This is a genomic window from Cobetia sp. 29-18-1 (assembly GCF_029846405.1).
Classification (GTDB): domain Bacteria; phylum Pseudomonadota; class Gammaproteobacteria; order Pseudomonadales; family Halomonadaceae; genus Cobetia; species Cobetia amphilecti.
In genome coordinates this window covers 1-13,992 of sequence record NZ_JARWKS010000017.1, presented here as the reverse complement: position 1 = coordinate 13,992, position 13,992 = coordinate 1, and the positions used below count along the sequence as shown (strand labels likewise).

12 protein-coding genes and 1 pseudogene are annotated in these 13,992 nt (G+C 60.3%); 6 read left to right on the top strand and 7 right to left on the bottom strand.

All coding sequences use genetic code 11. The features are described from left to right. The first annotated feature begins 33 nt into the window (after positions 1-33). Entirely contained in the window at positions 34-1,002 is a 969-nt protein-coding gene (locus QD208_RS13255) for a hypothetical protein (protein ID WP_279837069.1), read from the top strand. 97 nt (positions 1,003-1,099) lie between these two features. Here the strand turns inward: QD208_RS13255 and QD208_RS13250 are convergent, their stop codons facing one another. The 4 genes from QD208_RS13250 to QD208_RS13235 all read right to left on the bottom strand — a co-directional run bounded on the left by QD208_RS13250 (position 1,100) and on the right by QD208_RS13235 (position 5,846). Then, a complete protein-coding gene (locus QD208_RS13250) occupies positions 1,100-1,633 on the bottom strand; it encodes a hypothetical protein (RefSeq protein WP_279837068.1) in 534 nt (177 codons plus the stop codon). 338 nt (positions 1,634-1,971) lie between these two features. Next, positions 1,972-3,501, bottom strand: coding sequence for a cytochrome c (locus QD208_RS13245; RefSeq protein ID WP_279837067.1), 1,530 nt, complete (start codon positions 3,499-3,501; stop codon positions 1,972-1,974). Positions 3,502-3,503: 2 nt separating this feature from the next. Next, positions 3,504-5,117, bottom strand: a complete 1,614-nt coding sequence (locus QD208_RS13240; RefSeq protein ID WP_279837066.1) for a GMC family oxidoreductase — start codon at positions 5,115-5,117, stop codon at positions 3,504-3,506. Between the two features lie 180 nt (positions 5,118-5,297). Continuing rightward, positions 5,298-5,846: a sugar dehydrogenase complex small subunit gene (locus QD208_RS13235; protein ID WP_279837065.1), complete on the bottom strand. Its 549-nt coding sequence runs from the start codon at positions 5,844-5,846 to the stop codon at positions 5,298-5,300. 582 nt (positions 5,847-6,428) lie between these two features. Here QD208_RS13235 and QD208_RS13230 point away from each other — a divergent pair. The 4 genes from QD208_RS13230 to QD208_RS13215 all read left to right on the top strand — a co-directional run bounded on the left by QD208_RS13230 (position 6,429) and on the right by QD208_RS13215 (position 10,199). Continuing rightward, complete coding sequence (locus QD208_RS13230) at positions 6,429-6,893, top strand: carboxypeptidase regulatory-like domain-containing protein (protein WP_279837064.1); 465 nt, start codon at positions 6,429-6,431, stop codon at positions 6,891-6,893. Between the two features lie 55 nt (positions 6,894-6,948). Further along, on the top strand, positions 6,949-7,683 hold the full coding sequence (locus tag QD208_RS13225) for an AraC family transcriptional regulator (RefSeq protein ID WP_279837063.1): 735 nt from the start codon (positions 6,949-6,951) through the stop codon (positions 7,681-7,683). 202 nt (positions 7,684-7,885) lie between these two features. Then, entirely contained in the window at positions 7,886-9,043 is a 1,158-nt protein-coding gene (locus QD208_RS13220) for a DMT family transporter (protein WP_279837061.1), read from the top strand. A 211-nt stretch (positions 9,044-9,254) separates the two neighbouring features. Continuing rightward, a complete protein-coding gene (locus tag QD208_RS13215) occupies positions 9,255-10,199 on the top strand; it encodes an EamA family transporter (RefSeq protein WP_279837060.1) in 945 nt (314 codons plus the stop codon). Between the two features lie 144 nt (positions 10,200-10,343). Here QD208_RS13215 and QD208_RS13210 read toward each other — a convergent pair whose 3' ends face one another. The 3 genes and pseudogenes from QD208_RS13210 to QD208_RS13200 all read right to left on the bottom strand — a co-directional run bounded on the left by QD208_RS13210 (position 10,344) and on the right by QD208_RS13200 (position 12,380). Next, positions 10,344-10,673 (bottom strand): HigA family addiction module antitoxin, encoded by a 330-nt coding sequence (locus QD208_RS13210; protein ID WP_279837059.1) that lies wholly within the window; start codon positions 10,671-10,673, stop codon positions 10,344-10,346. A 14-nt stretch (positions 10,674-10,687) separates the two neighbouring features. Continuing rightward, the gene (locus QD208_RS13205) at positions 10,688-10,837 is read right to left on the bottom strand and encodes a type II toxin-antitoxin system RelE/ParE family toxin (protein WP_279837127.1); all 150 of its coding nucleotides are present in this window, start codon (positions 10,835-10,837) and stop codon (positions 10,688-10,690) included. Positions 10,838-11,239: 402 nt separating this feature from the next. After that, a pseudogene (locus QD208_RS13200) lies at positions 11,240-12,380 on the bottom strand (IS3 family transposase). Between the two features lie 188 nt (positions 12,381-12,568). Between QD208_RS13200 and QD208_RS13195 the strand changes: the two are divergent. Continuing rightward, positions 12,569-13,567: a hypothetical protein gene (locus tag QD208_RS13195; RefSeq protein ID WP_279837058.1), complete on the top strand. Its 999-nt coding sequence runs from the start codon at positions 12,569-12,571 to the stop codon at positions 13,565-13,567. Positions 13,568-13,992: the final 425 nt, after the last annotated feature.

The following is a 13,992-nucleotide window of genomic DNA, read 5'->3' as shown; positions in this document are numbered from 1 at the left end:
CCGATATCTCGCCCGCGCCTGGCACGCATGTTCGTGACCCTATCGCTCACCACTGCCAGCCTGACCCTAGCCCAGCACGCCAGCGCGCTGGACGTCGGCATGCCCGCCGATGGCGGCGTCAGCGTCAGTCCCGCTGTGATGCTTGAAGCCGAGGGCACCCTCGATGACCAACTGAGCAGCCCGCTGATGCTCAAGCAGTTCTCAAGCCACGAGGCCGTGGAGCAAGGGCTGAGCGATGGCAGCCTCGACGCCGCCTACCTGACGCCGCAGATGCTGAAGGCTCTGGCCGAAAGCGGCATGTCACTGCGAGTGCTGGACGGCGCGGATCTCGACGATGTCAGCCTGGTCGCGCGTGACGAGCTGATCCGCTACACAGAATTGTTCGAGCCGCAGGAGCTGCTGATCCGCTTCCTCAATGACACCACCCGTGCGGTGCGAGTGGTGATGAGCGATGGCGATGCACGCTCGCATCTGGCCTTGAAGCAGTGGGTCGAGGTCAGGGTCGGCTCCAGCATGCAGCTGGTCAGCCCGCGCTCCCTGGAAGAGCTCGAAGGGGATGAATATGTCGGTGATGCGCCCCAGGCGCTGATCAACAGCCGCAAGATGCACGCTGCCTTCCTCAACGGCGATGACGCGACACGTCTGGTGGCCTTGCATCCGCTGTCCAAGGACTGGCTGCCGCGCGCCGACATGCTCGACCTGCCGCGCATGCTGCTGGTCAGCCGTGCCGATATCGAAGATGCGAGCCTTGGGGCCGAGCTTGAGTCGTTGGCCGTCGCACACACCCGCATGCAGCAGACCCTGCACGGCGAGGAGCCGATGAAGCTCGCCTTCACGCTCAAGCAGGCCTGGCCGGCGGATGCCGGTGAGGCGCCGAGCCTGCCCAGAGTAGTGCATGCACTGAACGGGCGTTCTATCCCGACCGCCGACATGCGCATCGCCCTCAAGGACTGGCTGGGCGAGCAACAGTCAGCGGTCAGCTGGCCTGCTCTTCAGAAGTAGCCCCAGCAATAGACCCAGCAGTAACGCCTGTAACAGGGCAAATGACAGACACAAAAAAACCCGCCGATTGGCGGGTTTTTTTCGATCACGGCAACAATCAGGCGTCGAGTGCTTCAGCGATCTGGGACTGAGCTTTCGGGCCGATGCCCTTGACTTCAGAGATCACGCCATCAGCGTGCGCCTGACGGACCTTGGCGACGTCATCGTAGCCAGCGTCGGTCAGAGCGCGGATAGCAGCAGCGTTGAGGCCGAGGTCTTCCAGAGAAGCTGCGTCGGCTTCTTCAGTTGCTTCCTCGACGGCAGCGCCCATCGGCATCATGCGGGACTGGGCGATAGCCTGTTCGCGTGCCAGACGTGCCTTGTACTGCACCAGCTTCTGGTTGAACTCGTGTTCGACCTGCTTGCGGTGCTTGTCAGAGGCTGCGGCTTTCTCGCTCAGGCGTTCGTTGCGAGCACGCAGGTCTTCGACTTCCTTCTTTGCCTTGTCACGGGCATTGCGGAGCTTGTCGGCTTCTTTGCTGGCTTCACGCAGCTGACGCTCCAGCTCCTTGATGCGGGCGTTCTGGTCCTGCTTGGTGTCCTGCTCCTGAAACAGGGATGCAAGCTGGTCGTCAAGATTAGCGTCGGTCATACTGCTATGTTGCCTCGAATAATTGATAAAGAGCTAAAGTCTGGGCGCACATTCTACCGCAGTTCTTCAGTTTGTGCTGCATTTGAGCGCAACCCGAGCGGGATGAATGTGAATCGGGGGTCCTACATGGGGCAATATTACCCCAACTGTGTGACATCGCCAGTCACGGATGACACTGAACGCTAGATGAAACGGCACTGAACGCACACGACAACCGCTCTATCGGTGACATGGCGCTGGTCACGAAAAAGACAGCCCGCTTTCATGGGCTGTCTTTTTCGCGGTTACCCAGCACTTGTGCAGGCCTGTCAGCAGAAACCTCAGTGTCTGCACAGACCTCAGTGCTTGCGCCAGTCCTCGAGCTTGTCGCTCAGCTGCTGACGACGCGTTTCGGGCGATGCCAGCATCTCTGACTGATGACCTTCCCCGAAGCGATTCTCGAGATAGTCCATCAGGTTGATCAGCTCATCGTCGGTCAGGCTGTCATCGAAGGCCGGCATGAAGACACTGTGGCCATTGTTCTCACGCTGCACACCGTTGAGGATTGCCTGAGCCAGATTGTCCGGATAGACACTACCGGTCACGCTGTTGTGGAACAGCGACGGGTAGTAGCCATCCTGGGTGCCGGCGCCATCCGCGCCGTGACACATGGCGCAGTGTCCCAGATACAGACGCACGCCCGGAGTGGCATCGGTCAGCTGACCGATCAGGTCTTCATCATCGGGGCGCTTGTCCAGCGGCTGACCGCGCAGCAACAGCACGTCATCGGCCGGTGCACCCTGATTGAAGCGCGTGGCGACCTGCGGCTCGCTTTCGGCCTCGCGATCGCCATCATTGACCGCCTCGCCCTGCTCGCCCTTGCCATCCACCGCCGGAATCGACTTCAGATAGACCGCGATGGCGCGCAGGTCATCTTCGCTCATGTGACGCATGGAGTGTTCGACCACATCCGCCATCGGGCCGCCAGCCTGCGCCTTGCCCTTGAGGTTGCCGGTCGCCAGATAGGTCTGGATATCCTGCTCGCTCCAGCTGCCCAGACCATCCTGCATGTCCGGCGTGAGGTTGAAGGCACGCCAGCCTTCGATCATCGCTCCGCCCAGATAGCCTTCTTCATCACCGGTCAGGGCCGTTTCCTGGAAGGCGAAGCCACGCTCGGTGTGACAGCTACCACAGTGGCCCGGCCCCTGGACGAGATAGGCACCGCGGTTCCAGTCGGCACTCTTGTCGTCGTGGTCCTGCCACGGCTCCAGCGGCGAGAAGATCTCTTCCCACAGTGCCATCGGCCAGCGCATGTTGAGCGGGAACGGAATCTCGCTTTCGCGGTTGGGCGTGCTGCTCGGCGTCACCTCATGCATGTTCCAGGCGTAGAGCGCCTTGATGTCCTCAGCCGTCAGACGGGCATAGGACGGGAACGGCATCGCCGGATAGAGGTTGTGGCCATCGGCAGCCTCGCCCTCGCGCAGCACACGGGTGTACTCCTCGAGGGTGTAGTTACCGATGCCGTGCTCGGTGTCCGGGGTGATGTTGGTGGCGTAGATCTCGCCCACCGGTGTCTCGAAGCCGAGACCACCGGCATATTCATCGCCGTCCTCGGTGCTGTGACAGGCCGCGCAATCGCTGGCGCGCGCCATGTACAGGCCCTTCTCGATCAGCGCGGGGTCATTGGTGGCAGCCTTGTCGGCTTCCACCTGTCTGGCGTGCTCGTCATCACCGCTGCCACAGGCGCTGAGCAACAAGGCACTGGTGCTCGCAATGGCGGCCAGGCGGACGGCACGAGTCAGGCGTGCGGGGCGAAGGATCGGGCGGGCACCGCGACCTTTCTCATCAATGGCATCACGGGTGCCAGCAGTACGGGCTTGCGGGACCATGCTTATATTTCCTGTTCGAGCAGATCGGCAATACGCAGAGACAACGCCGCGATGGTCAGGGTGCAATTGACCGACCCGACGGTGGGCATGCTGCCGGAGCTGGCGACAAACAGGTTGTCATGGCCATGCACTCGGCAATCGCGATCCACCACGGAGTCTTTGGGGTTGTCTCCCATCAGGGTCGTACCGCAGATATGCTGGTTGTTGGAGAACTCATCACGGAACGCGATGTCGGTGCCTCCCATCAGCTGAGCGATACGCGCATATTGTTCACGGGTATGCGCGGCGCTGCGCTTGACGTAATCATCGATAGCATAACGGAATTCCGGGCGCGGCAGGCCGAGAGCGTCACGTTTTTTTGACGGCGTGATGCGATTGGCGGCCTCCGGCAACAGCTCGTGGAAGCTGTCGAACTGCACATAGCGGCTGGCGCGGTTATCGATCTGGGCCTGCAGATCCGCGCCGAGCCTGAGCGGTGTTTCCGACAGCACTTCGGTCGTCATCTGCTGCGTGCGGGCAATGTTGGACAAATGCAGCTTCTTGGACGCGAAGTCCTTGCGGAAGTCGCCATCGCGCCAGGTGATGATCGAAGTCATCTCCTGAGGGCCCCGCCCGGCCCACAGTGGCTCATCGGCCAGAAAGCTCACGCCGGTGCCGGGATGGTCCATAAGATGCCGACCGACCATGTCGTTCTGGTTACCCACCCCATCGGGGGTATGGGCGTTGACCGACATCTGCATCAGCTTGGGCGTCTCGATGCCATTGGCCGCCAGCACCACCCGCGCCGCGCTCAGACGATGCTGCTTGCCGTCGGGGTCCAGATAGCGCACCTCGCGAATCTTGCCGCTGGCGTCGCTTTCCAGGTGATGCACGATGGCATTGTCGATCAGCTTGGCACCAGCACGCTCGGCCTTCTCGACATGGATGATGCCGGAATACATCGCGCCGATCGGGCAGATGGGCATGCAGTTGTTGTTGCCGCAGCAGGTCGGGCGCTCATCATAGGGGCGGCTGTTGCGTGCCACCGGCTCGGTGACCATGTCGAAGCCGTGGGGGTTGATGCGCTCGCTGACCCGCCTCTCATTCCACGACAGAGGTAGCGGTGCCATCGGATACCCGGTGCTGCGCGGGCTGCCCAGATCGACATCATTCGGTCCCCAGACACCCAGCGCGACCTCGGCACGGAAGTAATAGTCTTCCAGGTCGTCATAGCCGATCGGCCAGTCGCGCCCAACGCCAAACTGGCTCTTGAGCACGAAATCGCTGGGCAGAAAACGCCAGGATGACGCCGCCCAGTGCCAGGTAGTGCCGCCGACGGCGCGAATGTACTGGGCGTCGTAGGCCTGCTCGCCCTTCTGAACCAGATAATCGGCATTCTCGCCGTAGAGCATTGGATGGGGTGCTGCCTTGCTGGCAGGATAGGGCCCCATGAAGTCCATCTTGTTGGCCTGGTTGCGGAAGCGCTCGACGATCTGCCAGCGCTTCATGCGCGGGCCTGCTTCCAGCATGATGACCGACTTGCCGGCCTCGGCCAGGCGATGTGCGATCAGGGCACCGGCGACACCAGACCCGACCACGATCACATCGGCATCATACGAACGGGATTCCTCGGCCATGCAGGATTCTCCTCGGGAAAATGGGAACAGCAACAGGTGCGGTCAGGACGCCCCTGGAAGGTCTAGCACGCAGGCGATTTACGGAGCTGATGCCATGCTCGGTCAGAAACTGATGACCAAGGACGGAATCAAGGCCCGACTATCCGCCACGCGCTAGCCTGGGAAGAAAAGAGTGGCCACTCAGGCCTTGGGTGCCTCTGCCCAGAACCCCGGGCGGTTGGGGCAATAGGTACGCACCACCTGCACATCGCGCGGCCCGGCATACATGCCAGCGCGTTCGAAGGCGATGACCTCGGCGGCGGGGTCACTGATCGACTTGCCGACCGTGCCCAGCATCCAGGCCTGCAGCAGACGGCGTACCAGCGCCATCTCGCCGTCACTCAGGTCTTCCTTTGTCACGTACTCTCGCGACTCGCCCAAGGCCAGCAAGCGGGTCTTGAGGGCCGGCAAACTGCCGACACCGGGCACTCCCTCGGCCGGAATTCTCGCCATCGCTTCGAAGTAGCGCTGACCCAGCCGTTCATCCAGGGTCTTGTCGCTGAGCAGCCAGCGCGACAGGACCATGAACGTCGCGAAGGCACTGTCATCCTGCGTCTGTTGCTCGTCAGCGACCGTCTCGGCCAGGGCCTGGAGGGACAGTCCGCCGAATACGGCAATGCCTGCCCCACCGAGCCCCAGCTTCAATAGTTGGCGACGTGAAGGATCAGTAGCGCTCTGGGATGTCGACATGCGGCCCTCCCGGACAATGAATGGTTCACCCAACGCCAGCGCACAAGGCGGTAATGCCATCTGTGAGCTGCACTCGAATAGCATCCGAACAGCACCCAAGTAGGCCCTTGAGCGGTTTTGAACATCTTTTGCGCAGTTCTTGCACAGGGTTTGATGAGCAGCATGGTAACAAGCGCCATCACCTTATAGACAAACGTATAATGAACAAGGAGTTCCTGTTTAAGCAACTCCAGAGGCATGCTTCACGCAACCCAGCCTGCTCACAGACAAACGCTTCCTGCTGGCCTACTGACAAGGGTCGGTCGAAACCGCGAGAGTTACCAGCGGATGCCCACGAAGATCGATGCCTGACGGAAGAGTCACCCGCGCCTGTCTCCCGCTCACCGGCAGTTCCCTGAGTGTGCTCGGCGCAGTAGGATGGGGGCAAAGGCAGCAGCTGTGGCCATGCTCGCTCACGAGCCGACGCCCGCGCCGCCCATCACTCGACTTCAGGGAAGACTCGCCATGCTTCGTCACTTACGTACTCCACTCGCTTTGCTCATGTGCACCGCCGTTCTTGCCGGGTGTGAAAGCGCCTCGCGCATGGCCGACAGCATTTCACTGCCGGACTTCGGCTCCTCCTCGCAGACCGAACAGGGCGAGCAACGCGTTCAGCGCACCGTCGCCTTCCCGGAGGCCGAGTACGCCAAGCTCGACAAGACCGGCACCTCGGTGATCAAGGGTCGCATGTCCTATGAGTGGCAGGGCCAGACGATCCATGCCAACCGGGCGGGCATCTCGATCGCACCGGTCACCACCTATTCAGCAGAAGCCGCGGAACTGGCGCTGGCGGGCAAGACGGCGTCTCGCGCCGACCCGCGTGCCCAGGCCTATACCCACATCGTGCGCACTGACAGCAATGGCTACTTCAATGCCACTGGCCTGCCGTCCGGCACCTTCTATGTCGCCGGTGTCATTCAGTTGCCGGACGGTACGCGCAGCCCGCTGATTCTCAGTCAGGTGCAGGTGGGCCGTGGCCAGACCCGCAGCATCGAGCTGAGCCGCTGATAACTCGCGTGTACATCTTGCTGCCCTTGCATCGCCGGATGATGGCCACCGCACCATGACGACACTCTCGCTGCGCGCCTATACCCCGCAGGCCACGAGTCATGACCACGACCACCACCAGCTGGTGCTGCCGATCCGAGGCCATCTCGATATCCAGGTCGGCAGCCATCACGGCACGGTGGTCACGGGAGAGTGCGTCATCATTCGCCCCGGCGAAGCGCATCAATTTCATGCCAAGAACGCCGCGCGCTTCATCGTCGCTGATCTCGACTACCTGCCCGACAATCTCGCCGCGTCACAGCGCGTGGTGTTCTCGATCAGCACCCTGCTGATGAACTACCTGCTGTTTCTCGAAGCGCAGCTGCAGGGTGAGGTCGACAAGCACATCGATCAGCTCTCCATCGCGCTGTTTCTTGGCCTGCTGGAGAAGCAGACCTGTGATCAGCGCGTCGATCGTCGTCTGCTCAGAGTGCTCGACGTCATGAACGCGCAGCTGGCCCAGCCCCACGATGTGACATCCCTGGCCCGACTCGCCCACCTGAGCCCGACCCAGTTCCACAAGGTGTTCCGCGACAATCTGGGCGTCAGCGTCAAGCAGTACCTGACCGCCAGACGCATGGAGCGCGCGCGGGCGCAGCTGATCCATACCGATCTCAGCGTTCAGCAGGTCGCCGAGGCCGTCGGCTATCAGAACCTCTCCGCCTTCTCGCGGCGCTTTTCCTGCTACTTCGGCCAGTCGCCACGCGAGATGACGCGTCAGTATTCGAGCCTCACTCCCCCGAATGACTGAATCACTGAATGACCGACTGACTAACTCGATCATCTGAACAACCGATTGAGCACCCGAACCCAGCAGTCAATCACCGCACTCTGGCGGTATATGACGTTTTGCTTCTCCTGGCAGATCAGAGCGTAGTTTCAGCACAATATATCCTCGCGATGAGGCGTAATCTCGTGCACACCGAGACACACTTCATTGCGAGCCATCCACCATGCAGCACTCCTTCTCCCGGACGCCCTTCCGCCCAGCGCTGGAACGCCAGATCGGCAATCTTTCTGTCCTCACGGCCGCCCTGCTATGGGGCACGACCGGCACCGCCGCCCACTTCAATCAGGATGTCAGCCCGTTGGCCACCGGCGCCTTCGCCATGGGCTTTGGCGGCATTCTGCAGGCAGTGCTGTCGCGACGAATCCTCCATGAGGAGCTGGCCGCCCTGCTGGTCCACAAGCATCTCGTGCTGTGGGCGGCGCTGTTCATCATCATCTACCCGCTGGCCTTCTATTCGGCCATGGAATACACCGGCGTCGCGATGGGTACCGTGATCACCATCGCCACGGCACCGCTGGCGGCAGCGGTGCTGGAATATGTGCTGGATCGCAAGCGCGTCAGTGCGCGCTGGTACGCGGCACTGATGCTGGGCATGGCCGGTGTGGGGTTGATGGCCATGGGCGAGACACGCCTGGCAGACACAGCGGCAAACGCCACTGCCAGCGGCGTTGCCAGCGAGAGCCGCAAGCTCATCGGTATCGGGCTGGGCGTGCTGGCCGGCGCGAGCTACGCCACCTATTCTCTGCTTGCCAGACGCATGATGCTGCTGGGCGTGCATCGCCGTGCGGCCATGGGGGCGATGTTCGGCTGTGCCGGCGTCATGCTGTTGATCGGCCTGACCATCAGCTGCCTGTTCCTCGATCCGCGCCTGTTCGCCACGCCGGTGAATTCCGCGGTCGCCATCTACATGGCACTGATCCCGATGCTGCTGGCCAGTCTCATCTTCGGACGCGGGCTCGCCAGCGTGCCCATCAGCCGGGTGACGGTACTGACCATGTTCGAGCCGCTGGTGGCGGGCCTGTTGGCCGTCATAGTGGTCGGCGAGCAGTTCACGCTGATGGGCGCCATCGGCATGGTGCTGATCATGACCTGCCTGATGCTGCAATTGCGTCCGCAGGCAACGCAGGCGTCGATGGCCAGCCCGCAGGCAGACCTCGCGGCTTGGACGACACCTGACACGGCCTGCGACGGTCAGGCTGATACACACGGCGACACTGTCCATTGGGGTGAGCGTGATCCGTGGAGCGATACCGAGCATGGCCGCGATGCCAAGCAAGAGCCGGAGCAAGGATCGGAGCCATGGCAGCGTCATGACGCCTGACGGCGATGAGGGAATTGTTGGCAAGCCACATTGAGCGCCCTGAGCGGTCGCCAGCTGGTGTGGCGACACACTTGACCGAAAGTGGTTTCAGCACACTTTCGCCAGCGCTTATGCTGCGACTGAAAACGGCTAAGGGATTGGCAAGACACGCAAGGACATCACCATGACAATCACACGCTCTGATATCGCTGGGTCTGCAAGAGCAACCGACATGGGAAGCCTCGCCGTTCTGTTTGCCGCGCTGCTATGGGGCACCACCGGCACGGCGGCCCACTTCAATCAGGATGTCAGTCCGCTGGCGACCGGCGCCTTCGCCATGGGCGTCGGCGGCCTGCTTCAGGCAGTGATCGCACGGCCCAATATCATGGGCTGCCTAGGCCTTTTGATGGCGCAGAAGCGCTGGGTATTGCTCGGCGCCGTGTGTGTCGTCATCTATCCGCTGGCCTTCTACTCCTCGATGCATCTCGCCGGCGTCGCCATCGGCACAGTGATCACCATCGCCACGGCGCCACTGGCCGCAGCGATTCTGGAGCGCCTGTTCGGCCACCACCGACTCACGCTGAGCTGGTATCTCAGCCTCGCGCTGGGCATTGCCGGTGTGGTGATGATGGCGATGGGCGAAACGGCCACTCATGGCGGAGCCATTGCCACCATCAGCGCCGGCGGGGACCCGATGGCGACAGGCACAGGGAGCGTGCCAGACGCTGAGTGGCAACGCCTGACCGGTATCGTACTGGGCATCATCGCCGGCACGACCTACGCCGCCTATTCGCTGATCGCACGGCGCATGATGGACCACGGCACCCACGCCCGCGCCGCCATGGGCAGCCTGTTCGGCGTCGCCGGTGTCGCGCTGATCGCAGGCCTGGGCCTCAGCCTGCTGGTGGCCGACCCGCGCCTGTTCGCCACCCCCGGCAACACATCGGTCGCGCTCTACATGGCGCTGGTGCCGATGTTCCTCGGCTATATCGCCTTCGGCTACGGCCTCAAGACCGTCGCCGCCAGCAAGGCTACCCTGCTGACACTATTCGAACCGCTGGTCGCCGCGCTACTCGCCGTCACCATCGTCGGAGAATATATCGCGCCCCTCGGCTGGCTCGGAATGGTGCTGATCGCTGTGTGTCTGGTGATTCAGGTGAAGCCACCAACCGCCTGATCAAACCGAGCTGCTTGGTGAGATGACCCCAGATACAAAAAACACAAAACCCCAGCCTGAGTTTCAGGCTGGGGTTTTGTGTTTTTGGACATGAACTCACAGGCTCATGCCGTCTCAATCAATCGCCGTGAAGAGCGCGCGACGTCAATGCGAGGCAAGCTCGGTGGCATCAACTTGCGGCGTTATCCGGCGTACGCCCTTGGCATCCTGCGCGTAGGCACGATGACGCACATCCCAAAGCTCCACGGCATGCTGGATGTTGAGCCAGAACTCCGGCGTATTGCCTAACGCAGCCCCCAGCTTGATGGCCATCGGGGCCGTCAAGGTCCCCTTGTCATGCACGATACGGCTCAGGGTATTTCTGTGCACTCCTATCGCCTCGGCCAGGGTGCGGTTGTCGATGTTCATCGGCTCCAGAAACTCTGCCGTCAACATCTCTCCTACCGTCAGTGGGCGCCGCTGGGTGTGTCTCATCACTGCTACCTCCTCTAGCCCTTGTAAGCATGCGGGTCTAGATATGTTTGATGGGCAATCCCTGCCTCCCATCGAAAGATGAGTCGATACTGCTTGTTGACACGAATCGAGCAATAACCTGCGAGATTGTCCTGCAGATGCTCGAAACGATTACCCGGTGGAATCTCCCCATCCGCACCAGACCTCCTTCAGACTCTCATCACAGCTAACCTGCTGCGATATAACGGCTTTTACCTCAGCAGGGTGTCACGATTCGGTGTAACGATTCGGGACAAGCCATGGGTTACGGAACTTACCTCACACGCAGTCGCCACCAGACCAACTGGTATGCACGGATCGCAATCCCCCGCGACCTCCGCGACCGGTTTAAGCGCCAGCGTGAGATCAGAAAGCCCCTCAACACTACCTGCAAAGCAACCGCTAAGCGGCGAGCCATGGCGGTCTGGCTGGCCTACCAGGACGTGTTCGACGCACTGAGAAACGGACTGATAGTGAAAGACCTGAACCCAGACTGGGGCGCACTTGTGTAGCGGTCAAGTGCTTTTGGCCACCGAACTTTGAGCATTCTAGTAGTTCTTTTCTGCCAAATTCGGCGGTAACCCATCGTTATGCTTGTGCGGCCTGAGGCTGCTGTAGTAACCGATCAAATAATCAGTGACAGATCGCTTCGCCGCAGCAACATCGGGATAGCCGATCTCTGGTATCCATTCCGTTTTCAGGCTTCTGAAGAAGCGCTCTGTTGGGGCATTGTCTCAGCAATTGCCGCGGCGACTGAGACTCAGCGTCATTCGGTAGCGCCAAAACATCTGCCGGAATGCCAGGCTGGTGTACTGGCGGCCCTGATCCGAATGAAACAGGATGTTCGGTGGCTCTCCACGCGATTCGTAGGCCATGGTCAGCGCCTTCTTTACCAGCTCCGTATTCGGCGATAGAGACAATGCCCACCCCACGGGTTTACGAGCATACAAGTCGATGACCACCGCCAGATAAGCCCAGCGTGCCCCTACCAAAATATAGGTAATGTCGCCGCTCCATACTTGATTGGGCCCCTTTACATCGAACTCCCGATCAAGAACATTCGGAACATCCAGGTGTGGCTGATCAGCCTTCTTGTAGGCGTGGCTTGGCGGCTGCGAACTCATCAGTCCCAACTGCTTCATCCGCCTGCTGGCCCGATAACGACTCAACTGTATTCCTGCCTGCGTGACCATTTTTGCGATGCTGCGAGCGCCGGCAGAGCCGTTACTGACGGCATGCGCCTCGACAACCTGATCCAGCAGCTTCTGCTCAGTCTCACAAGGCCTTCTATCCCGACCACGCCAAGCCCGGTAGCTACTGCGATGCAACCCAAACACCTGACACAAGTGCTGCACCGCATAGCTCTCTCAAGTCGCTCGATTATCGAGAATTGCTCAGGGAGTTCGACATAAAGAGAGCGGTAGCCTTTTTTAATATTGCCTTCTCTTCTTCCACTCGCCGCAGCTTGCGCTTCAGTTCCTGGATCTCACGCTGTTCCGGCGTCAGAGCCTCACCTTTCAGTGGCGCCTTGCCTGCCCGCTCAGCTCGAAGCCTGCGAACCCAATATTCCATGGTGGATTTGCCAACCCCCATGGCCTCACACGCCGCCTTCAGCGTGTAACCCTGATCGACCACGAGTTGGGCCGCTTCCAATCGAAATTCCGGGCTAAACGTTCTCTTCTTCGTCATCATTTGCACCTGATTGTCTCTGTGAGGCCATCATACACTCAAAGTCAGGTGGCCAGATTCACTGTGCCACTACACTTGCGGGCATTTTACCTTCCACCCAGAGGCATGAAGCAACGCCATCCCCTCGGCACACCAACCAGGAAAACGGCACTAGGTCGCAAGAATAAGCGCCATCAGGTGATGGATTTGTGCTGCGCTACATGGGCACGCAGTATCGAGGAGCTAAGCTTGACCCACAAGCTGACTTGGCGGCTATTACGGCCCTAATGGACGAAATAGACAACCGCTGCCATCACCGTTCATCGTTTCCTCTCCCTCAGACTGAGCCAGCCAGCACCATGCAGCTGCAGAGCCAACCCAAACGCACCTTCACGCAGGCCGCAGATGATTACATCGAGCAGTATCGGAGTAACCGCGAATACGATGGCTCGCTTCGCGGCAGCTCCTACGATAAAACGAAGCGGGCTGTAGCCTTCTGGAAATACTATTTCAAGGGCGTGCGACTGGATGAAATCGACATCACTGTATGCCGCCGAGCCGAGCGAGACTGTCGCAACTACCCCAAGAACATCGACTCTGATAAGGCTGCCCCAATGTGTCGAGAGAATCACGGGCTGAAAACGACTGGCGTCCAAGCAACAAAGACCCGGCTGAAGTCTCTTCGGAACATCTTTGCCCACGCACTCAAGCACCAGTGGATTCCGTCAGACCCAACATCGATCATCGACACCAGACAACGGCGAGGATCAAGCGACACCGACAAAGAGCCATTCACCATTGAAAAACTTCAGGCGATCTTCCCCGGCTCAGACTACGGAATCGACTTCTTCCCCAGGCAAGCAACTCGCGTCAGGCAGTATGACGCCACCAAGTTCTGGATTCCGCTGATCGCTGCCTTCATTGGCGCAAGACTCGGTGAGATCATTCAACTTGAGCTTAATGACACCAAACAAGATGACAGCGCAACGTGGCATTTCCACATCACGACGGAGAGCGACAACGAAGACAGCGGAAAAGAGCTGAAGACGGTGAGTTCTCGGCGGCGAGTGCCGGTTCATCCACAGTTGATAGAGATCGGCTTGATGGACTTCGTTAAGGAGCGCCAGCAGCACAGTAGTAAACCGACTGGGCTATTCGATCATTACTGCCTACCACCCCGCCCCAAGGGTGCCAAGATAACGACTTAGTTCAAGGGCGGATCGAATGGCAAAGACCATAACGGCAAGCCTCGCCTCCGCTCTGGATACATTGAACGCCGTGGCCTGAATACAAGCCCCGAGCAACGAGGAACACAGACCAGCATTTCATTCCACTCGTTCCGACATGCCTTCACTGATGCAGCACGACGGAAGCAATTTCCTAACGGCGACTGGATACGCGACGACGACACACAATGGGTGCTCGGTCACGGCAAAGTGCAGACGACCGGCAGATACGGTCATGGCCAAGACATTGAGTTCCTGCGCATCATCGTCGAGGCTGTCGCCTATGAGGGCGTGGACTTCGCGGCCATCAAATGGTCAGCGTTCAAGAAGCGCTGGGGGTGAAGGCCGTTAAGGAAACACTGCACAAATCCTGCCGTTGGTGCCTGATCGCCACCGACGGGGTAGAA